Raw genomic sequence first — 20,091 nt, forward strand, 5'->3', positions numbered from 1 at the left:
GGTGAGGAGTGGGTGGCATGCGGGTTCTTGCTGGGTGCGTCGTGGCCGCGGTGCTGGTCGGCGGGGTGGCTCCGGGTGCGGGGGCCGTCGAGGGGCCCGAGGCCGATCTGGCGTATCACGGGGCCGCGCACATGGCCGACGGGCGGGTCGACGTCCGGTTCACCCCGCGCAACCACGGGCCGTCGGCGGTGCCGGACGCCACGGTGCGGCTGCGCTGGTCGGAGCCGCTGGCGAACCGGCAGGTGCTGCCGGAGGGCTGTGCGCGTGCGGGGGCGCGGGCGCTGCTGTGCCGGGTGGGGGCCCTGGACGCGGACGGGGTGGGGGAGCGGATCGAGTTGCGGGTGCGGCTGCGGGGGGTGCCGTCGGAGGTGCTGATGGAGATCGACACGGTGTGGAGCGGCGGTGTGCTGGACCGCAACCGGGCGAACGACCGGCAGCGGGTTCTGGTGCTGGAAACGGGGGACGCGTACTACTTCTGACTGCGCCGGTTGCTGCGCCGTACGATATCTGCACGGCGCAGACGACGCGCGGGCGCGGACGAAGGGTGGGCGACATGGCCGGAACGGCACGTGAGCGGATGCTGGCCGAGCTGTCGGTGGTCTCCCGCCGGTACATGGCTTCGTACGCCCTGTTCAACCAGGCCGTCGCCGACCATCTGGGCCTGCACCCCACCGATCTGCAGTGTCTGAACCTGCTGACGCTGGAGGGCGGTCCGGTGACGACGGGCCGCATCGCCGAGCTGACGGGCCTGACGACCGGGTCGGCGACGCGGCTCGTGGACCGGCTGGAGCGGGCCGGATACGTGGTGCGGGAGCGGGACGCGGCCGACCGGCGCCGGGTACTGGTGGCGACGGTGCCGGAGAAGGTCGCCGAGTTCGGGCGGATGTGGGACCGGCTGGGCGGCGGCTGGAACGCCCTCTTCGACGACCTCGACGACCCCCAACTGGCGCTGATCATCGACCACATGAGGCGTACGACGGAGTTCAGCGCGGCGCAGGTGGAGCGACTGCGCGCCGGGGACGTCTAGGGTCTGTCCGCCGGGCGGGCCCTAGTTGTCCGAGTCGTAGCGCTCGCGTGCCTCGTGGACCTGCTCGATGTGGGTCTCCGCCCAGTCCTTCACCGCGGTGAGCAGGCAGGCCAGGCTGGCGCCGAGCGGGGTGAGTTCGTAGTCGACGCGGACCGGGACGGACGGGGTGACCGTGCGGCTGAGGATGCCGTCGCGTTCCAGCGTGCGCAGGGTCTGCGTGAGCATCTTGGGGCTGACGCCGGCGATCTTGCGGGTGAGGTCGCTGTAGCGCATCGGGCCCGCGGACAGGGCGGAGACGACCAGGCTGACCCACTTGTCGCTGAGGCGGTCCAGGAGCTGGTTGGTGGGGCAGCCCCGGATGAACGCGTCGTACTCGGTGCGGGCCTGTTCGCGCTTCTGGGCCGCGGTCATGGTCGCCATGGCTCACCTCCGGGGTACATACGCACTCTCAGGTAACTACTTACGAATAGATAGTAGCTCTTCCTAGGGTTGTTCGTGGGTCGAGGAGCTGTCCTCGAACGAACAGCCTTATTTCTCAGGGGAGTTGACTGTCATGCGTGCTGCGGTGGTGAACGAGTTCGGTGGGCCCGAGGTCGTCGAGGTCGTGGAGACCCAGGTGCCCGAGCCGGCCGCGCGGCAGGTGCGGATCAAGGTGGCGGCGGCCGCGCTGAACCCGGTGGACGCGCTGGTGCGGCAGGGCGTCTTCGGCGGCGCGGGCACGCAGCTCGGGCTCGGCTGGGATGTCGCCGGCACGGTGGACGCGGTCGGCGTGGCGAGCGCGTGGGGTGTCGGGGACGAGGTCGTCGCGCTCGACTACGGGTCGGTGGCGCCGCTGGGCACGCATGCCGAGTACGTCGTCGTGGACACGGACGCGGTGGCGCGGGCGCCGAAGGGGGTGGACGCGGTGGCGGCCGCGACGGTGCCGCTGAACGCGCTGACCGCCGTACAGGCCCTGGATCTGCTGGGGGTGGAGCCCGGGCAGTCGCTGCTGGTGACGGGGGCCGCGGGGGCGGTCGGCGGGTTTGCCGTGCAGCTTGCCGCGCATCGGGGGATCGCGGTGACCGCGCTGGCCCGGCAGGGCGACGAGGAGCTCGTACGGGCGCTGGGGGCCGCGGAGTTCGTCGCCGAGGGGCGGTCCGGGTTCGACGCGGTGCTGGACGCGGCCGTTCTCGGGGAGACGGCGCTGGAGTGGGTGCGGGACGGCGGCGCCTACGTCGGTGTCATCCCGCAGGCCGCGCCGGCGGCGGTGCGCGGGGTGCGGGTGACTGCCGTCGAGGTGAGTGCGGACGGGGGGCAGCTCGGTGAGCTGGTGCGGCTGGTGGAGGCGGGGGTGCTGACCCTGCGGGTGGCTGAAGCCTTCGCCCTGGAGGATGCGGCGAAGGCTCATGCGCGGCTTGCGGAGGGTGGGGTTCGGGGGCGGCTGGTGTTGGTTCCCTAGCTGCGGGCCGGTGGGGGCTTGTCGCGCCCACGCGGCGGAGCCGCATATCGATACAGCCCCGCGCCCCTTACGGGGCGCTGTCCTGGGCCTTGTGCGGAAGGAGCCGGACCAGGGGCAGGCATGCGGCCAGGGCCGCGGCCACCACCGTCAGGCTCAGCCTGGTGTCCGCCGTGTGGAAGTACACGGTGGTCACCGCCGCCGCTCCCGTCGCGTTGGCGAGTTGCTGGACGGCGCTGAGGGAGCCGCTGGCGCTGCCGGCCTCGGTGGGGGCGATGTCGCCGATGGTGATGTCGTAGACGGTGCCGAAGCAGATGCCCATGCCGAGGCCGATGACCAGCAGGGGCGGGACGAGGGGCCAGCCGCCGGAGCCGTCCACCTGTAGGGCCAGCCAGCCGCAGCCGGCCAGGAGGGTCAGCAGGCCTGCGGTGATCAGGCGGCGGCCGTAGGTGTGGATCAGGCCGTGGCAGGCGATCGACGCGATGACGATGCCGATCGTCAGCGGGATCAGGCCGAGTGCGGTGCCGGAGGGGGTGCGGCCGAGGTCGAGCTGGAGGAAGAGGGAGATGACGTAGAGGAGGCCGGAGGTCGCGGCGAAGGCGACGATGCCGAGGGTCAGGCCCGCTGTGAAGCCGCGGTTGTGCAGGAGCGACGGCTCGATGAGCGGATGGGCGGTGGTGCGCTGGCGGTGGCAGAACGCGGCGAACAGGGCGAGTCCGAGCGCCAGCAGGATGAGGGGGCGGGCGGTCCAGCCGGAGGCGGAGCCGTCGATGAGGCCGCCGAGGAGGCCGAGCATGGCGCCGGCGATCAGGGTGGCGCCGAGGGTGTCGACGACGACCGTCGGATCGCCGGTGTCGCGGGGGAGCAGGCGGACGGCGGCGAGGACGGCGGCGCCGCCGAGCAGCAGGTTGATCAGGAACATGGGGCGCCAGCCGAGGCCGAGGACGTCGGCGTCGACGAGGAACCCGGCGAGGATCGGGCCGCCGACGGCGGACAGGCCCATCACCGGTCCGAACAGGCTGAAGGCCTTGCCGAGCTGGTCGCGTGGCCAGGTGGCGCCGAGGATGCCGAAGCCCTGCGGGATGACGAGAGCGCCGAACGCGCCCTGGGCGAGGCGGGCGAGGACCAGGCCGGTCGGGTCGGGGGCGAGGCCGCAGGCCAGGGAGGCGACGACGAAGCCGGTGAGGCCGGTGAGGAACAGCCGGCGGCGGCCGAACCTGTCGCCGAGCCGGCCGCCGACCACGAGCAGCACGCCGAGGGCGAGCGCGTAGGAGGCGCCGAGCCACTGGACGAGGCCCTCTCCGCCGCCGAGGTCGGCGGTGATCGTCGGGGCGGCGATGTTGGTGATGGTGGCGTCGAGGAGGTCGAGGACGTCGGCGGCGAGGACGACGGCCAGGATCGCCCAGCGGGTGCGGGCGGGGAGCGGGGGTCTCTCGGGAGTCTTGTCTGTCTCGTGCAGTATCTGCGTCACGCAGATAAATATGAGGGAAGGGCGGGTGCGCGTCAAGCGGAATAACGGTGCGGGGTGGGTCGTTCAGCGGTATAGTTGAACGGTCAACAACCTGGAGGGTGAGCGACCATGCAGTTCGGGATCTTCAGCGTCGGCGATGTCACGCCGGACCCCACCACCGGCCGGACGCCGACCGAGCGTGAGCGCATCAAGGCCATGGTCGCCATCGCCCTGAAGGCCGAGGAGGTCGGCCTGGACGTCTTCGCGACCGGCGAGCACCACAACCCGCCGTTCGTGCCCTCGTCACCGACCACGATGCTCGGCTACATCGCGGCGCAGACCGAGCGGATCGTCCTGTCGACGTCCACCACGCTGATCACCACCAACGACCCGGTGAAGATCGCCGAGGACTTCGCGATGCTCCAGCACCTGGCCGACGGCCGCGTCGACCTGATGATGGGCCGCGGCAACACCGGCCCGGTCTACCCCTGGTTCGGCCAGGACATCCGCGAGGGCATCAACCTCGCCATCGAGAACTACAACCTGGTCCACCGGCTGTGGCGCGAGGACGTCGTCAACTGGGAGGGCAAGTTCCGCAGCCCGCTCCAGGGCTTCACCTCCACCCCGCGCCCGCTGGACGGCGTACCGCCGTTCGTCTGGCACGGCTCCATCCGCTCCCCGGAGATCGCCGAGCAGGCCGCGTTCTACGGCGACGGCTTCTTCCACAACAACATCTTCTGGCCGGCCGACCACACCAAGCGGATGGTCGAGCTGTACCGCAGCCGCTACGCCCACTACGGGCACGGCACCGCCGAGCAGGCGATCGTCGGGCTCGGCGGGCAGGTGTTCATGCGGAAGAACTCCCAGGACGCGGTGCGCGAGTTCCGCCCCTACTTCGACAACGCGCCCGTCTACGGCCACGGCCCCTCCCTGGAGGACTTCACCGAGCAGACCCCGCTGACCGTCGGCTCCCCGCAGGAGGTCATCGAGAAGACGCTGTCCTTCCGCGAGTACGCCGGCGACTACCAGCGCCAGCTGTTCCTGATGGACCACGCCGGACTGCCGCTGAAGACCGTGCTGGAGCAGCTCGACCTGCTCGGCGAGGAGGTCGTGCCGGTGCTGCGCAAGGAGTTCGCGGTCGGCCGTCCCACGGACGTGCCCGACGCCCCCACCCACTCGTCCCTGCTCACCAAGAAGGTGACCGTCGCATGAAGCTCGTCGTCGTCTCCGCGGGACTGAGCGTCCCGTCCTCCACCCGGCTGCTCGGCGACCGGCTGACCGCCGCCGTCACCGCCGCGGCGCCGGTCGAGGTCGAGGTCGTGGAGCTGCGCGACCTCGCCGTGGAGATCGCGCACAACTTCACCAACGGGTTCGCCGGCCGGGGGCTCGCGGCCGCGCAGGACGCGGTGACCGCCGCGGACGGGCTGATCGTCGTCACACCGGTGTTCTCGGCGTCGTACAGCGGACTGTTCAAGTCGTTCTTCGACGTGCTCGACAAGGACGCGCTCGCGGGCAAGCCGGTGCTGATCGCGGCGACCGGCGGCACCGCCCGGCACTCCCTGGTGCTGGACCACGCCCTGCGCCCCCTCTTCTCCTACCTGCGGGCCGTCGTCGTGCCCACCGGGGTGTACGCCGCCTCGGAGGACTGGGGCGCGGAGGGACTGGACGGACGGATCGAGCGGGCGGCCGGGGAACTGGCGGGGCTGATGAGCGGGCTGTCCCCGAAGAAGCCCGCCGAGGAGCGGTTCGTGCCTTTCGAGGAACGGCTGGCCGCGCTTCGCCCCGCCGGGTGAGAGGCCAGTAAGAAGGGGGGCCGGTGAGCTGCTCGTCACGTCGTACGACCGGCGGCCTTGGCACACTGGCCGCGTGGCCCACACCGTTCTGCTCGCCGAAGACGACCGCGCCATCCGGCACGCCCTGGAGCGCGCCCTCACCCTGGAGGGCTACCGGGTCGTCGCGGTCGCCGACGGCGTCGAGGCGCTGGCGCAGGCCCACACCTCGCCGCCGGACGTGCTCGTCCTCGACGTGATGATGCCCGGCATCGACGGACTCCAGGTCTGCCGGGTGCTGCGCGCCGAGGGCGACCGCACGCCGATCCTGATGCTGACGGCGCTCGTGGAGACCCAGGACCGCATCGCCGGCCTGGACGCGGGCGCCGACGACTACGTCGTCAAACCCTTCGACGTGGAGGAGGTCTTCGCCCGGCTGCGCGCCCTGCTGCGCCGCACCGGACAGGAGCCCCCGGTGGTCGTGGACGTACCGGCCCCGGTGCCCGAACCCGAGCGGTTCGTCGAGGCCGCCGGGCTGCGCATGGACCCGCAGGCACGCCGGGCCTGGCGCGGCCCGCGCGAGCTGGAGCTGACCCGCACCGAGTTCGAACTGCTGGAGCTGCTGGTCCGCAACGCCGGGATCGTGCTCGACCACGCCACCATCTACGACCGCATCTGGGGCTACGACTTCGGACCCGGCTCCAAGAACCTCGCCGTCTACGTCGGCTATCTGCGCCGCAAGCTCGACGAGCCGGGCGCGCCGGCCCTGATCCACACGGTGCGCGGTGTGGGTTACGTGCTCCGGGAGCACTGAGTGGGCCGCGTCGGGCGACTGCTGAGAAACCGGCGCCCGCGACTGGTCTCGCTGCGCACCACCTTCGCGGTGTCCTTCGCGGCGGTGGCCGCCGCCGTCACCGTCGTCGTCGGCATCCTGTCCTACAGCGCCGCCGCCCGGCTGGTCCGCGTCGACCAGCAGTCCGTGTTCGACGAGATCGTGCGGGACCTGGGCGACGAGGTGCGCGAGCGCCGGATGGACCCCGAGGACTTCTCCTCCTCCGCGCCCGGTCACGACCTGGTCCGGCCCGCCCGCACCGATGTGCAGGTGCTGGGCCCGGACGGCTCGATCGTCGACCCCGGCCGCCCCGGACTGCCCGTCACCGACGCCGACCGGGAGATCGCGGGCCGGCAGACCTCCGGGCGCAGCGTCGTGCACGCGGACGTCGACGTCGGCAACGACGTCTACCGCGTGGCGACCGTCTCGCTGGGCGGCGGCCGCGGGGCGGTGCAGGTCGCGCAGGAGTTCAGCAACACCGAGGACCTGCTGCGGGCCCTTCAGCAGCGGACGCTGCTCCTGATGTCCGCGGTGGTCGTCGGCGCGGGGCTGTTCGGCTGGTGGCTGGCCTGGCGCATCACCCGGCGGCTGATCGTGCTCACCGCCGCCGCGGAGGACGTCGCCCGCACCCGGCGCCTCGGCATCCAGGTGCCGGTCACCGGCTACGACGAGGTGGGCCGCCTCGGCCGCGCCTTCGACCGCATGCTGGGGCGGCTCGCCCAGTCGGAGGAGGACCAGCGGCGGCTGGTGCAGGACGCGGGGCATGAGCTGCGTACGCCGCTGACGTCGTTGCGGACGAACATCTCGCTGCTGCGGCGGATCGACGAGCTGCCGCCCGCGACCAGGGAGGAGCTGGTTGCCGACCTCTCCCAGGAGGCGCGTGAACTGACCGATCTCGTCAACGAGTTGGTGGACCTGGCGGCCGGGCAGTCCGATACGGAGCCGCCGCAGCGGGTCGATCTCGCGGAGCTCGCCGAGGACGTGGCGGGGCTGGCCCGGCGGCGCACCGGGCGGCGGATCGTGGTGCGGGCCGGCGGGGAGACGGCGGTGCAGGGGCGGGCGGGGATGCTTCAGCGGGCGCTGTCCAACCTGGTGGAGAACGCGGCGAAGTTCGACCGGGGCGGGACGGGGGAGATCGAGATCAATGTGGCGGGGCCCGCCGTGCCGGGGACTGTGCGGGTGGAGGTGCTGGACCGGGGGCCGGGGGTGGCGGACGCCGACCTTACGCATGTGTTCGACCGGTTCTACCGGGCTGCGGATGCGAGGTCTTTGCCTGGGTCGGGGCTGGGGTTGTCGATCGTTCGGGAGGTGGCGTTGGCGCACGGTGGGGCGACGTTCGCTGCGCGGCGGGCGGGGGGTGGGTCTGTTGTCGGGTTCACGGTGGGGTCGGGGGCCTGAGGAGAGCTCGGGGGGTTCTGTGCGTTGGCGGGTGCGGGTTGTATGTGGCTTGTCGCGCAGTTCCCCGCGCCCCTAAAAGCCATGTGAAAGGAACCACCGCATGTTGAGTTCCGAAGAGGCCCTTGCGCTCGCCGCTGTCGACGAAGCCGATGTTGCCCGCACTCTGCTGGAGCTCATCGCCGTACCCAGCGTGACCGGCAGTGCCGCCGAGTCCGAGCTTCAGCATCACCTTGCCGCGCGGCTGACCCGGCTCGGGCTCGAAGTCGATCTGTGGAGCATGGACTTGGACGTCCTGCGCGCCCACCCCGACTTTCCGGGGTCTGAGGTGCCGCGGGAGGAGGCGTGGGGACTGGTCGGGACGACGGCCGACGCGGGTGACGGGCCGACGTTGATTCTTCAGGGGCATGTCGATGTCGTGCCGCCCGGGGATCCGGCGGCCTGGGCCGGGGATCCGTTCGTGCCGCGGGTGACCGGGGATCTTGTGCACGGGCGGGGGGCCTGTGACATGAAGGCCGGGCTGACGGCCCATCTCGCCGCGCTGGCGGCCATTCGGGCGGCCGGGATCCGGCTGCGCGGGCGGGTCGCCGTGCACTTCGTCGTCGGGGAGGAGGACGGCGGGATCGGCGCCTTCGGCACGCTGCAACGCGGATACGGCGGTGACGCCTGCGTGATCGCCGAGCCGACCGGCGGGAGCGTGATCACCGCCAACGCCGGGGCGCTGACCTTCCGGCTCGCCGTGCCGGGGAAGTCGGCGCACGGCAGCTCCCGGGAGCAGGGGGTGAGCGCGGTCGACGCCTATCTGCCGCTGCACCGGGCGCTGGCCCGCCTTGAGGCCGAGCGGAACAGGGATCCGGCGCCGCTGATGGCCGAGTACCCGATCCCGTACGGCCTGTCCGTCGGGACCGTGCGTGCGGGGGACTGGGCGAGCAGCGTGCCCGATCTGCTGGTGGCGGAGGGGCGGCTGGGGGTGCGGCTGGGGGAGGAACCGGCGGACGCGCGCGCCGAGTTCGAGCGGTGTGTGGCCGAGGCCTGCGCCGCCGATCCGTGGCTGCGGGAGCATCCGGCGACGGTCACCTGGCCGGGCGGGCAGTTCGCGAGCGGCGCGCTGCCGGCCGGGCACCCGCTGACGGACGTGGTGCGGGCCGCCCACGCCGACGCCGTCGGAGGCCCGGAGCTGCGGGAGCGGGGTGCGACGTACGGCAGCGATCTGCGGCTGTACACCGGTGCGGGCATCCCGGCCCTGCAGTTCGGGCCGGGGGACATCCAGGTGGCGCACAGCTCGCGGGAGCATGTGTCGGTGCGTGAAGTGGTGGCGGCGGCGCGGACGTTGGTGCCGGTGGTCCTGCGGACGGTGGGGACGAAGTAGGGGTGCCCGTCCGCGCCGGCGGACGGGCACCCTCGGTTCGGCTACAGCGTGACCGTCCTGCCGCCCAGGGTCACGACCAGGCGGCCGTCCGAGGCGAACGACCAGCCAAGGGCCCCGGAGTAGTTGGCGCACCGGGAGCCGTTGGTGCCGGACCAGAACTGGTTGGAGGTGTCGGCGTCACCGATGATCCGGTCGTTCGTGCCGCTGGAGCTGCGGCACGAGGTGTTGTTCCGGAACACCGAAGTACCCGCGTCGAAGCTGAAGTTGCGCTCGGTGTTGTCGATGCTGAGGTTGTTCGAGATCGTCATCGAGCCCGGGTTGCTGTTGTACGTGAACCCGTGCTTGCCGTTGTCGAAGGCGATGCTGCGCCGCACGACGTGGTTGATCGGCACGTCCTCGCCGCCGAGCTTGTAGCCGTTGCGGTCGCCGTTGCCGGCCTGTGAGCCGTCGGTGAGGGTGCCGTTGTCGTAGGAGAGGGAGTCCTCGATGGTCACCGCGCCGATGGGGTCGTAGTCGGAGTAGGTGTAGAGGTCCCAGCCGTCGTCGATGTTGTTGTGCGCGACGGCGTAGCGGAAGACGTTGCCGGGGCCGACGGTCAGCTTCGCGGCGAAGCCGTCGGCGTCCTCGCCGTCGGAGTCGGCGTTGTCGTGCGACTCGGCGCTGAGGATCAGGTTGTTGGCGGGCCACTGGCTGGTCGGGGTGGAGGACGCCATCCGGCCGAGCTGGAGCCCCGTGTCGCGGTTGTAGCGGGTCACCGTGCGCTCGAAGACGTTGTTGCTGCCGCCGACGAAGATGCCGTTGTCACCGGCCCGTTCGACGGTGATCCCGGAGACGTGCCAGTACGAGCCCATCACCTGGAGCCCGCGGTTGGACGAACTCTCGGTCTGCGCCGAGAAGTTCAGCACCGGCCGCTCGCCCGGGTAGGCGGACAGTTTCGTCCGGGCGCTCGCGGTGCCGTTGCTGGTCGCCGGGATGGTGACGGTCGACGCCTGGTTGTACGTGCCGCCGCGCAGGTAGATCGTGCCGCCGGAGCCGATGCGGCTGATCGCCGAGGTGAGGGTCGTCGGGGCGGACTCGGTGCCGGCCGCGCCGTCGGTGCCGGTCGGTGAGACGTAGAGCGCGCCGCTGGTCGGGGGAGTGGTGTCGCCGCTCGTCGTGACGTCGAGGGAGTCGACGTTCGGCAGGCCGTTCGCGGTGGCCGGGTTCAGCCGGATGGTGTTGCTGCCCGCGTTGAGCGACACGGTGAGCGTCTTGGTGGCATACGTCGTCCAGGCGCCGGTGCCCTCGAAGGACGGCGTCTGGACGGTGCTGCCGTTGACGATCAGGTCGGCCGGGCGGGCGGTGGTGGTCCCGTTGGCGAAGCGGACGGCCAGCGTCGCGGTGCCGGCGGCGGGGGCGTTCACGGTGAACTGGGCGTAGGCGCCGGTGGCGTTGGTGCCGTTGCAGTATCCGCTGCCGGAGTAGCCGGCCCACTCGGTCTCGACGGCGCCGGTGCAGACGGCGGGCGAGGTCTCGGCCTCGTACCGGGTGGTCGCGGCCTGCGCGGGGTTGCCGGACAGCGCGACGAGCGCACCGGCCAGCAGGCCGGCGCACGCGAGGGCGGGTCTCAGGTGCATCGTGGTGCCTCCAGGAGAAACGGGCGCGGGTGCCAAACCCCTTGGGGGTAAGCGCTTTCTCCGGGAAGCTTGGGAGTGGTGTTGTGTGCGCGTCAATATCCGCGTACTTGATTTTTATTCACGGACATGAACAAGTGGTGGGGGTCACAGGCCGCGAACTGAGTGCGGGGCAGGGGTGGGTGCCGTACCCACACCTGACGGAACGTGCCCGGATGCGAAGATGAGGCGCCATGACAGCAGGGTGGTGTACTCGCACGATACGAGCCGCGGTGTTCGCGGCCGTGTGCGTGCTGCTCGCCGCCCTGGGGCACGTCATGATGTCCGGCAGCCATGTGCCCGGACGGACGCTGGTGGCCGGCGCGGCCGCCACCGGCGCGGTGGGCTGGCGTCTGGCGGGGCGTGAACGCGGGCTGCCGTTGATCGTCGCGGTCGTGGTCGCGGCGCAGACGGGGCTGCACACAGGGTTCTCCCTCGCGCAGCCGGAGGAGCGTCCTGTCGCGGACATGGGGTCGGCACACATGCACCCCATGCATTCCATGTCCACGGATGCCATGGATATGGGGCACGCCTCCGACGGCTCGTCGTCGTTCGGCATGTTCGCCGCCCACCTGCTGGCCGCCCTGCTCACCGGGCTGTGGCTGGCCCACGGCGAGAAGGCCGCCTTCCGCATCCTGCGGGCCGTGGCCGGCCGGCTGGCGGCGCCGCTGCGGCTGCCGCTCGCCCTGCCCGCCGTCCCGCAGCGGCCGCGCGTCCGTGTGCGCCGGCGCCGCTCGGAGCGCGTCCCGCGTCTCCTCCTCGTCCACGCGATCACTTCCCGGGGTCCGCCCGTGGGGACCGCTGTCGCCTGACGACAGCCGGATTCCCGGGGCCGCGCAGACAGCCGCCCCGGGCTCGGCCGTACGCCCACGCAGGTGCCGTACGGCCGTCTCCCCACTCACCGGACCGCCCGCGCCCTCGTGTGCCCACCGGTCCGGATCACGGATGACGAGAAGGACACCACGTGATCACTTCTGTCCCGCCCGCCCGCGGCACGAGCAGCGAAAACCGCGAGAAACGGGCAGCGCTCGACGAGTCGACGACGGCATGGGCGCTCGCCGCCCGCGGCGGTGACGCGGACGCGGTCGAGCACCTCGTACGCGCCCTGCACCGCGACGTCCTGCGCTACGTCGCCCATCTGTGCGCCGATCCCCAGGCTGTGGACGACCTCGCGCAGGACACGTTCCTGCGGGCGCTCGGCAGCCTGCACCGGTTCGAGGGCCGCTCCTCCGCCCGCGCCTGGCTGCTGTCCATCGCCCGCCGCGCGGTGATCGACAGCTACCGGCACGCCTCCGCCCGGCCCCGGCTGTGCGACGTGCCGGACTGGCAGCTGGCCGTCGAGAACGCCCAGCCGCGGTTCCTGCCTGGCTTCGACGACGGCATCGCCCTGCTCGACCTGCTGGCCTCGCTGCCCGACGAGCGCCGGGAGGCCTTCGTCCTCACCCAGCTGCTCGGCCTGCCCTACGCGGAGGCGGCCGAGGTCAGCGACTGCCCGGTCGGCACGGTCCGCTCCCGCGTGGCGCGGGCCCGGGAGACGCTGGCGGACCTGGTCGCCGCCTGAGCCGGAACGGGGGGTGCCGGCCACGGCACCCCCCGCGGCTCAGTCCCTCGTCAGGAGCCCCTTCAGTGGTGGTTCTCGGCGAGTACCGCGCCGATGGTCACCGCGATGCGGATCTCGCGGCCGCCTGATTCGGAATGGGGGGTGCGGCCACGGCACCCCCTGTTCCTCAGTCCCTCGTCAGGAGCCCCTTCAGTGGTGGTTCCTCCGCCAGTACCGCACCGATGGTCACCGCGAAGGTGACCCCCGCGCACACCACGATCAGCCAGGACAGCAGGGTGAGGACCAGGCCGAGGGAGCCGTACTCCTGGAGGGCGCGGTTGAGTGCGGTGGGCATGTAGATGCGGGCCGTCAGGCCGAGGGCGCTGGTGGCGGCGCCGGCCAGGAGCGCTCCGGGCAGCAGCGACAGCCAGGGGACGCGGCCGGCCAGCAGCAGGCGCTGCGTCCACAGCCAGACACCGGTGCTCACCAGGAAGGTGAGCACGATGCCCAGCCACGGGCCGGCGCCGAAGCCGTTGCGCAGGGGCGCCTGGAGCAGGACGACCAGCACCAGCACCAGGAGCCACACCACCCAGCGCCAGGCCGCGACCCTGGTTCCCGCCTTGGGGAGCCGCCAGGCCCGTTCACAGACCCTGGCCATGGCCCGGCTGAAGCTGGTGGCGGAGACCAGCGCCACCGCCAGGCCGATGACACCGCTGGTCTCGCGCAGGCTGTCGTCGGCGGAGTCGCCGAGGACCTGCTGAAGTTCCCCGTCGGACTGCCCGGTCAGCCCGAACATGGCGCGCAGGGACTCCCGGAGCTGGTCGCGGACGCCGTGCGGGGCGAACGCGGCGAGGGCGAACAGCAGCGGCACCGCGGCCAGGAACGCCTGGGCCGCGAGCCGGGTCGCCGCGTCCAGGAGGTTCGTGGACAGCAGCCGGCCCGTCAGTTCGCTCACGACGGGGAAGCGCTGTTCGGCGCGGGTGCGCAGGCGCTCCACCCGCGTCGACGGTTCACCGGCCATGCGGTCCGCGACATCGGTCGGCACAGCGGAGACCCCGGCACCGCAGGCCACGGACGCGCGGATGCTCGTACTCCTGCTCCTGCGTGCTCATCGGTCTCCTCGGGTCACCGGCCCGCCGGGCGGGGGGACTTCGAGTGTCGGACGGGGCGGGGGCCGGGGCGAGTCGCCGTACCCCCGTACGGCGTACACCCGGTCGTGGTGGCGGGGGGCCCGGGTGAGGGTGGCAGTGGCTGAGTCCACCCGTCCTCCGCGAGGGAGACAGAGATGCCCGAGAACACCGACGCCAAGCCCGCGCAGCCGGTCATCGCGCAGGCCAACCAGGCGGTACGGCAGCGGTTCCCCTTCGACGACGACCAGGACCTCAAGGACGCGCGGCGCGGCTTCATGGGCACGGCGCGGGAGTCGGCCATCACCCACGCGGACGGCCGGGTCGTCTGGGACCTGGAGGCCTACGGATTCCTCGGGCAGGACTGCCCGGACACCGCCAACCCGAGCCTGTGGCGGCAGAGCCGGCTCTGCGCCGACCACGGTCTGTTCGAGGTGGTCGAGGGGATCTACCAGGTGCGCGGCTTCGACCTGTCGAACATGACGATCGTCGAGGGCGAGCGCGGCGTCCTCGTCGTCGACCCGCTGCTGACCGCCGAGACGGCCGCCGCGGGGCTCGCCCTGTACCGCGGCCACCGCGGGGACCGGCCGGTGACGGGGGTGCTGTACACCCACAGCCACGCCGACCACTTCGGCGGTGTCCGCGGTGTCGTGACGGACGAGGACATCGCCGGCGGCGTCCCGGTGTTCGCGCCGCAGGGCTTCCTGGAGCACGCCGTCAGCGAGAACGTCTACGCCGGTACGGCCATGAACCGCCGCGCCGCCTACATGTACGGCGCCGGGCTGCCGAAGGGGGAGCGGGGGCAGATCGGCGCGGGTCTAGGGCAGACCCTGTCCACCGGCTCGGTCGGGCTGATCCCGCCCACCGTGGACATCACCCGCACCGGGCAGACGGAGACCGTCGACGGCATCCGCATGGTCTTCCAGCTCACTCCCGGCACCGAGGCCCCGGCGGAGCTGAACATCCACTTCCCCGACCACGCGGCGCTGTGCATGGCGGAGAACGCCACCCACAACCTGCACAACCTGGTCACCCTGCGCGGCGCCCAGGTCCGCGACCCCCGGGTCTGGGCGCGCTACCTCACCGAGGCGATCGACCTGTTCACGGACTCGACCGACGTGGCCTTCGCCTCGCACCACTGGCCCGTGTGGGGCCGCGAGCGGGTCGTCGGCTTCCTGTCCGAGCAGCGCGACCTGTACGCCTACCTCCACGACCAGACCCTGCGCATGCTCAACCAGGGCCTGACCGGGCCGGAGATCGCCGAGCGGATGCAGCTGCCGCCGGCCCTGGAGCGGGCCTGGCACACCCACGGCTACTACGGCTCGGTCAGCCACAACACCAAGGCGGTCTACCAGCGTTACCTGGGCTGGTTCGACGGCAACCCGGCGCACCTGTGGGAGCATCCGCCGGTCGAATCCGCCCAGCGGTACGTGGAGTTCATGGGCGGCGCCGACGAAGTGCTGCGCCGGGCCCGGCAGTCGTACGCCGACGGCGACTTCCGCTGGGTCGCCCAGGTCGTCCACCACGTCGTGTTCGCCGACCCGGACAACGCCGAGGCACGCGCCCTCCAGGCCGACGCCCTCGAACAGCTCGGCTACGGCAGCGAGAACGGCACCTGGCGCAACTTCTACCTCGTCGGCGCCCTGGAACTGCGCCGCGGCCCGATCGGCACGCCCACCGGAACCACCTCGCCCGACCTGCTGTCGGCGCTGACCCTGGAGCAGCTCTTCGACACGCTCGCCATCCGGGTGGACGGCCCGCGGAGCTGGGACGCGGACATCACCGTGCGCTGGAACCCGACCGGCGGCGCCCCCGTAACCCTGCGCCTGCGCAACGGAGTCCTCACCCAGGTCACCGGCACCGGCCCGGCCGCCGGCGGCCCGGACGTGGAGATCACCCTCGCCGAGGCGGATCTGCGCGCCGTGCTGCTCGGTGCCCTCTCCCCGGCCGATCTGGCGGCCCGGGACGACATCAAGGTCAGCGGCGACCTGGGCCGGCTCACCGAACTGCTCGGGTATCTCGCCGCTCCGGACCCGGACTTCGCGATCGTCACGCCGTGAGCGGTCCGCCGAACGAACAGGAGGGAGTCACCATGCGTCGCTACCCGCCCATCGCCGACCACGGAATGGTGGGAGACCTCCAGACCGCGGCCCTCGTCTCCTCCGACGGCGTCGTCGACTGGTTCTGTGCCCCGCGGTTCGACTCGCCCAGCATCTTCGCGGCCCTGCTCGACCACGACCGCGGCGGCCACTTCGCGATCACCGTGGAGGGCGCGGAGGTGACCACGCGCCAGCTCTACCTGGCCGACACCGCGGTGCTCATCACCCGGTTCCTCACCCCCGACGGGGTCGGTGAAGTGGTCGACTTCATGGCGGTGGACCGGCCCGAGACAGCCACGGACCGGCACCGGCTGGTCCGGGTGCTGCGGGTGACCCGCGGCCGGATCCGCTTCTCGATCGCCTGCCGCCCCCGCTTCGACTACGGCCGCGCCGCCCACCGCCTCACCCTGCACGAGGGCACGGCGCACTTCGCCGGCCCCGGCACCGACGCCCACCTCCAGACCGCGGGGCCGGTGGAGCTGGAGCGGGACGGCGAGGACGTGCGCGCCGTCGCGGAACTGGGCCAGGGACAGCTGGCGGGGGCCGTGCTGACGGTCTGCGCCGCGGGCGGCCCACCGCCCCCCGCGCCGACGGCCGGGAGCGTCCGCGCGGAGTTCGACGCCACCTGCGCCTTCTGGCACGGCTGGATCCGCCGCAGCCGCTACCAGGGCCGCTGGCAGGAGACGGTCCACCGGTCCGCGATCACCCTGAAGCTGCTCACCTACGCCCCCACCGGCGCCCCGATCGCCGCCATGACGGCGGGCCTGCCCGAGCAGCTCGGCGGCGAACGCAACTGGGACTACCGCTACACCTGGATCCGGGACGCCTCCCTGTCCCTGAACGCCCTGTTCGGCCTGGGCTTCACCGAGGAGGCCCACGCCTTCCGGCACTGGCTGGGCGACCGCCTGCGCGAGCGCCGCACGGTCAACGGCGAGCCGCTGCAGATCATGTACCGCATCGACGGCGACCCCCATCTCGTCGAGGAGACCCTCGACCACCTGGAGGGCTACCGCGGCTCGGCACCCGTCCGCATCGGCAACGGCGCCGCCGACCAGCTCCAGCTCGACATCTACGGCGAAGCCGTGCACGCCCTCACCAACACCGACGACCTCGCCCACTTCATGGGCTACGACAACTGGCGCGGCATGGCCGACGTACTGGACTGGCTGGCGCGGAACTGGGACCGCCCGGACGAGGGCATCTGGGAGACGCGCGGCGGCCGGCAGGACTTCACCTACAGCCGGCTGATGTGCTGGACGGCCTTCGACCGGGGCATCCGGGTGGCGCGCGAGCTGGCCCGCCCCGGCGACGTGACCGCCTGGACCACCGCCCGCGACGACGTCCTCCGGCAGGTCATGGACCGCGGCTGGAGCGAGCGGCGGGGGGCGTTCGTCCAGCACTACGGCAGTGAGGTCCTCGACGCCTCACTGCTGCTCATGCCGGCGGTCGGCTTCATCACGCCCCGGGACCCGCGCTGGCTGTCCACGCTCGACGCCATGGACGCCGAACTGGTCTCCGACAGCCTGGTCCTGCGCTACGACCCCGCCGCCTCCCCCGACGGACTGCGCGGCAGCGAGGGCACCTTCTCCCTGTGCAGCTTCCTCTACGTCGACGCCCTCGCCCGCGCCGGCCGCCTCCACCAAGCCCGCTATGCCTTCGACAAGATGCTGACGTACGCCAACCATGTCGGCCTGTTTGCCGAGGAGATCGGCCCCACGGGCGAACAACTGGGCAACTTCCCGCAGGCGTTCACCCATCTCGCCCTGATCACGGCAGCTCTGGGGCTGGACGAGGAGCTGGACCGGGCGGGGCGGTGAGGGCCTCCCGCAGCAGGGAGTACGGCGGATCGGCGATCAGATAGAAGTGGTTCCCGGTGACACCGGCCTCCCGGACGGGCCCGGTGCTCAGCGCGCTCCACGGGCGCAGGTCCGCGTCGTCGTCCCGGTCGCCGACGACGGTGGTGACCGGGCAGGTGAGCTGCGGCCCGGGCGCCATCGCGTAGTCGTGGAACATCCGGCCGTCGGCGATCAGATACGGCAGGACCACTTCCTGGAAGATCGGGTCGGCCGCCATCTCCGCGTCGGTGCCGCCCATCCTGACCAGGTCCTTGAGCAGTTGGTCGGGGTCGTCGTCGTGGTCGGGGAGGACGGGCAGCGGGGCGTCGCGGGAGCCCGACGCGAACAGGTGCGCGAGGTGAATGCCCCGGCTCTGCAGCGCGCGGGCCGTCTCCAGGGCCACGGGGGCGCCCAGGCTGTGTCCGAAGAAGGCGAGCGGGCGGTCCGCCAGCGGTTCGAGCGCGTCGGCGATCTCCGCGGCGAGCCGGACGAGATCGTGCGGGGGTTCCTCGTCCATCCGGTCGGCGCGGCCGGGGTACTGGACGGCGTGGACCTCCGCCTCGGGCAGCGCGGGGCCCCAGGAACGGTAGAAGGAGGCCGAGCCCCCGGCGTGCGGGAAGCACACCAGGCGGACGGCTGCCGCAGGCCGGGGGGTATCGCACACCAGCACGCGCGAGGCGGGAGCGGTCACTGTCGGGCCCCCTTCCGGGCGCGCTGCTGGCGGAGCCTGGCCGTGCGGGCCCTGCGGGCGGCCTCGGCGGAGTCGGACGGCATCGTGTCCCCTTCTTCCTCGCGACTGGTGCGGATGAGCGCGGCCTGTGCCGCCACGGTGGTCTCCTGGAACAGGGCGACGATCGACGGCCGCAGCCCGCAGTGCCGCTCCAGCGCGTCCTGGAGCTTGAACATGGCCAGCGAATGGCCGCCCAGATCGAAGAAGTTGACGTCCAGCGGCACCGTGGCCACGCCGAGGACCTCCGACCAGGCGGCGGTCACCTGGGCGGTGAGCGGATCGTCGGTGCGGGGTGCCGCCGCCGCGGGTGGCTCCGCGGGCTGCGCCGCGTGTGTCCGCAGCAGCGCGCGGTCGAGCTTGCCGTTGAGGTTGCGCGGCAGTTCCGGCAGGACCCGCAGATCGCCGGGGACCATGACGGGCGGCAGCTTCTCGGCGAGGGCATGGCGCAGCGCGCCCGGGTCCGCGCCCTCCCGCGAGGCGACGAAGCCGATCAGGCCCGTTCCCCGCGCGTCGGGCAGGACGACCGCCTCCTGGACGCCGTCCAGCAGGCGCAACGTCGCCTCGACCGCACCGAGTTCCACGCGGTGACCGCGGACCTTGACCTGGTCGTCCTTGCGGCCGATGAACTCCAGCCCGCCGTCCGCGCTTTGGCGCACGAGGTCACCGGACCGGTACATGCGCGCGCCGGGTTTCCCGGCGAAGGGATCGTCGAGGAAGACCGCCGCCGTGGCCTCGGGACGGCCGAAGTAGCCACGTGCCACGCCGGCTCCGCCGATGAACAACTCGCCCTGCAGGCCCGGTGGTACGGGCCTGCGCTCGTCGTCGAGGACGTAGAGCCGGGCGCCGGGGGCCGGGCCGCCGATGCTGACGGGTTCGACGCCGGTGAAGCGGTGGTAGGTGGCCCATACGGTCGTCTCGGTCGGGCCGTACTCGTTGATCAGGTCCACCGCGCCGGAGTGGACCGCGAAGTGCCGTTCGACCAGGGACTGCGGCAGGGCCTCGCCCGCTACGATCACCTGCCGCAGGGAGGCCAGGGGAGCCGTCCCGGCGCGTTCGGCGGCGTCGAGAAGCAGCTCGTACAGCGCGGGCACGCACAGGGTGCGGTCCACGCGGTGGTGGCTGACGAGGGAGACCAGCCGGTCGGCGTCACGCAGTTCGTCGGCGGACGCCACGACCAGACAGCCGCCCGCCTGGAGGGTGCCCCAGATCCCGGCGACCGACGAGTCGAAGGCCAGCGGTGACACCAGGAGGAAGGTCGGAGGGTCCGGGTGGACCATGAGGCGGGCCCGGGTCGAGGCGGCGAGACTGCGGTGCTCTACGACCACACCCTTGGGTTCGCCGGTACTGCCCGAGGTGTAGATGAGGTAGGCCGGGTCCGTCGGGGAGACCACGGCGGCGAAGGAGTCGGCGGCCGGGGCGTCCGGCTCCTCGTCGGGTACGTCCGTGACCGTGACGACCGGCACCGGGGAGTCGGTCGTCCGGTCCTGCGTGTGTGCCGTTGCCACGACGGCCTTCACCTGGGCGTCGTCGAGGATCGTGGCGACCCGGGCGTCCGGCTGGGCCAGGTCTACGGGCACATAGGCGGCGCCCGCGCCGAGGACGCCGAGCACGGAGGCGATCATCGCGGCGGAGGGCTCGGCGAGGAGCGCGACCCGGTCACCGGGGCCCACCCCGGCCGCGGCGAGGCGGTGCGACAGCCGCCGGGACCAGGAGATCAACTCGCCGTAGGTGACGGCCAGATCGCCGCAGCGCACGGCGACCGCGGCGGAACGGTCGGCGGCCTGCCGGGCCACCGCTTCATGGACGGGAACGTGCGCGTCTTCAGGCAGGG

General features: G+C 72.3%; 18 protein-coding genes. 12 read left to right on the forward strand and 6 right to left on the reverse strand.

Translation table 11 applies throughout. The annotated features are described in order from the left end of the window. Window positions 1-17 precede the first annotated feature (17 nt). Entirely contained in the window at window positions 18-479 is a 462-nt protein-coding gene (locus AB0Q90_RS22215; RefSeq protein ID WP_363159389.1) for a hypothetical protein, read from the forward strand. A gap of 74 nt (window positions 480-553) precedes the next feature. Next, the gene (locus AB0Q90_RS22220; protein WP_363159388.1) at window positions 554-1,027 is read left to right on the forward strand and encodes a MarR family transcriptional regulator; all 474 of its coding nucleotides are present in this window, start codon (window positions 554-556) and stop codon (window positions 1,025-1,027) included. A gap of 21 nt (window positions 1,028-1,048) precedes the next feature. Here AB0Q90_RS22220 and AB0Q90_RS22225 read toward each other — a convergent pair whose 3' ends face one another. Then, a complete protein-coding gene (locus AB0Q90_RS22225) occupies window positions 1,049-1,447 on the reverse strand; it encodes a helix-turn-helix domain-containing protein (RefSeq protein ID WP_363159387.1) in 399 nt (132 codons plus the stop codon). Between the two features lie 133 nt (window positions 1,448-1,580). Between AB0Q90_RS22225 and AB0Q90_RS22230 the strand changes: the two genes are divergently transcribed. Next, window positions 1,581-2,465 carry an NADP-dependent oxidoreductase gene (locus tag AB0Q90_RS22230; protein WP_363159386.1) on the forward strand — a complete coding sequence of 295 codons (885 nt, stop codon included), beginning with the start codon at window positions 1,581-1,583 and terminating at the stop codon, window positions 2,463-2,465. 67 nt (window positions 2,466-2,532) lie between these two features. On the opposite strand, the gene AB0Q90_RS22235 is transcribed toward AB0Q90_RS22230, so the two are convergent. Continuing rightward, a complete protein-coding gene (locus AB0Q90_RS22235) occupies window positions 2,533-3,933 on the reverse strand; it encodes an MFS transporter (protein ID WP_363159385.1) in 1,401 nt (466 codons plus the stop codon). A gap of 108 nt (window positions 3,934-4,041) precedes the next feature. Here AB0Q90_RS22235 and AB0Q90_RS22240 point away from each other — a divergent pair, with 108 nt between their 5' ends. The 5 genes from AB0Q90_RS22240 to AB0Q90_RS22260 all read left to right on the forward strand — a co-directional run bounded on the left by AB0Q90_RS22240 (window position 4,042) and on the right by AB0Q90_RS22260 (window position 9,277). After that, window positions 4,042-5,124: an LLM class flavin-dependent oxidoreductase gene (locus AB0Q90_RS22240; RefSeq protein ID WP_363159384.1), complete on the forward strand. Its 1,083-nt coding sequence runs from the start codon at window positions 4,042-4,044 to the stop codon at window positions 5,122-5,124. After that, the gene (locus AB0Q90_RS22245) at window positions 5,121-5,705 is read left to right on the forward strand and encodes an FMN reductase (protein ID WP_363159383.1); all 585 of its coding nucleotides are present in this window, start codon (window positions 5,121-5,123) and stop codon (window positions 5,703-5,705) included. Before AB0Q90_RS22240 ends, AB0Q90_RS22245 begins: the two co-directional genes overlap by 4 nt. 73 nt (window positions 5,706-5,778) lie before the next feature. After that, window positions 5,779-6,495 (forward strand): response regulator transcription factor, encoded by a 717-nt coding sequence (locus AB0Q90_RS22250; protein ID WP_363159382.1) that lies wholly within the window; start codon window positions 5,779-5,781, stop codon window positions 6,493-6,495. Further along, window positions 6,496-7,911, forward strand: a complete 1,416-nt coding sequence (locus AB0Q90_RS22255; protein WP_363159381.1) for a HAMP domain-containing sensor histidine kinase — start codon at window positions 6,496-6,498, stop codon at window positions 7,909-7,911. A gap of 100 nt (window positions 7,912-8,011) precedes the next feature. Further along, a complete protein-coding gene (locus AB0Q90_RS22260) occupies window positions 8,012-9,277 on the forward strand; it encodes an ArgE/DapE family deacylase (RefSeq protein ID WP_363159380.1) in 1,266 nt (421 codons plus the stop codon). A 41-nt stretch (window positions 9,278-9,318) separates the two neighbouring features. On the opposite strand, the gene AB0Q90_RS22265 is transcribed toward AB0Q90_RS22260, so the two are convergent. Next, entirely contained in the window at window positions 9,319-10,893 is a 1,575-nt protein-coding gene (locus AB0Q90_RS22265; protein WP_363159379.1) for a CBM35 domain-containing protein, read from the reverse strand. Between the two features lie 230 nt (window positions 10,894-11,123). Between AB0Q90_RS22265 and AB0Q90_RS22270 the strand changes: the two genes are divergently transcribed. Beyond that, window positions 11,124-11,741, forward strand: coding sequence for a hypothetical protein (locus tag AB0Q90_RS22270; RefSeq protein WP_363159378.1), 618 nt, complete (start codon window positions 11,124-11,126; stop codon window positions 11,739-11,741). Between the two features lie 152 nt (window positions 11,742-11,893). After that, the gene (locus AB0Q90_RS22275) at window positions 11,894-12,490 is read left to right on the forward strand and encodes a sigma-70 family RNA polymerase sigma factor (RefSeq protein WP_363159377.1); all 597 of its coding nucleotides are present in this window, start codon (window positions 11,894-11,896) and stop codon (window positions 12,488-12,490) included. A gap of 166 nt (window positions 12,491-12,656) precedes the next feature. Here the strand turns inward: AB0Q90_RS22275 and AB0Q90_RS22280 are convergent, their stop codons facing one another. Further along, window positions 12,657-13,514: a YhjD/YihY/BrkB family envelope integrity protein gene (locus AB0Q90_RS22280; protein WP_363159376.1), complete on the reverse strand. Its 858-nt coding sequence runs from the start codon at window positions 13,512-13,514 to the stop codon at window positions 12,657-12,659. A gap of 240 nt (window positions 13,515-13,754) precedes the next feature. On the opposite strand from AB0Q90_RS22280, the gene AB0Q90_RS22285 reads away from it, so the two are divergent. Beyond that, the gene (locus AB0Q90_RS22285; protein WP_363159375.1) at window positions 13,755-15,656 is read left to right on the forward strand and encodes an alkyl sulfatase dimerization domain-containing protein; all 1,902 of its coding nucleotides are present in this window, start codon (window positions 13,755-13,757) and stop codon (window positions 15,654-15,656) included. Between the two features lie 32 nt (window positions 15,657-15,688). Next, window positions 15,689-17,512 carry a glycoside hydrolase family 15 protein gene (locus AB0Q90_RS22290; RefSeq protein WP_363159374.1) on the forward strand — a complete coding sequence of 608 codons (1,824 nt, stop codon included), beginning with the start codon at window positions 15,689-15,691 and terminating at the stop codon, window positions 17,510-17,512. Here AB0Q90_RS22290 and AB0Q90_RS22295 read toward each other — a convergent pair. After that, window positions 17,463-18,221: a thioesterase domain-containing protein gene (locus AB0Q90_RS22295; protein ID WP_363159373.1), complete on the reverse strand. Its 759-nt coding sequence runs from the start codon at window positions 18,219-18,221 to the stop codon at window positions 17,463-17,465. The genes AB0Q90_RS22290 and AB0Q90_RS22295 overlap by 50 nt on opposite strands. Continuing rightward, on the reverse strand, window positions 18,218-20,053 hold the full coding sequence (locus AB0Q90_RS22300; RefSeq protein ID WP_363159372.1) for a non-ribosomal peptide synthetase: 1,836 nt from the start codon (window positions 20,051-20,053) through the stop codon (window positions 18,218-18,220). The genes AB0Q90_RS22295 and AB0Q90_RS22300 overlap by 4 nt, the downstream gene beginning before the upstream one ends. Between the last annotated feature and the right edge of the window lie 38 nt (window positions 20,054-20,091).

This window comes from Streptomyces sp. NPDC079141 (assembly GCF_040686775.1).
Lineage (GTDB): Bacteria > Actinomycetota > Actinomycetes > Streptomycetales > Streptomycetaceae > Streptomyces.

Coding starts and splice junctions, on each gene's coding strand:
- AB0Q90_RS22215 (WP_363159389.1), top strand. CDS start 18: ATGCGGGTTCTTGCTGGGTGCGTCGTGGCCGCGGTGCTGGTCGGCGGG.
- AB0Q90_RS22220 (WP_363159388.1), top strand. CDS start 554: ATGGCCGGAACGGCACGTGAGCGGATGCTGGCCGAGCTGTCGGTGGTC.
- AB0Q90_RS22225 (WP_363159387.1), bottom strand. CDS start 1,447: ATGGCGACCATGACCGCGGCCCAGAAGCGCGAACAGGCCCGCACCGAG.
- AB0Q90_RS22230 (WP_363159386.1), top strand. CDS start 1,581: ATGCGTGCTGCGGTGGTGAACGAGTTCGGTGGGCCCGAGGTCGTCGAG.
- AB0Q90_RS22240 (WP_363159384.1), top strand. CDS start 4,042: ATGCAGTTCGGGATCTTCAGCGTCGGCGATGTCACGCCGGACCCCACC.
- AB0Q90_RS22245 (WP_363159383.1), top strand. CDS start 5,121: ATGAAGCTCGTCGTCGTCTCCGCGGGACTGAGCGTCCCGTCCTCCACC.
- AB0Q90_RS22260 (WP_363159380.1), top strand. CDS start 8,012: ATGTTGAGTTCCGAAGAGGCCCTTGCGCTCGCCGCTGTCGACGAAGCC.
- AB0Q90_RS22265 (WP_363159379.1), bottom strand. CDS start 10,893: ATGCACCTGAGACCCGCCCTCGCGTGCGCCGGCCTGCTGGCCGGTGCG.
- AB0Q90_RS22270 (WP_363159378.1), top strand. CDS start 11,124: ATGACAGCAGGGTGGTGTACTCGCACGATACGAGCCGCGGTGTTCGCG.
- AB0Q90_RS22285 (WP_363159375.1), top strand. CDS start 13,755: ATGCCCGAGAACACCGACGCCAAGCCCGCGCAGCCGGTCATCGCGCAG.
- AB0Q90_RS22290 (WP_363159374.1), top strand. CDS start 15,689: ATGCGTCGCTACCCGCCCATCGCCGACCACGGAATGGTGGGAGACCTC.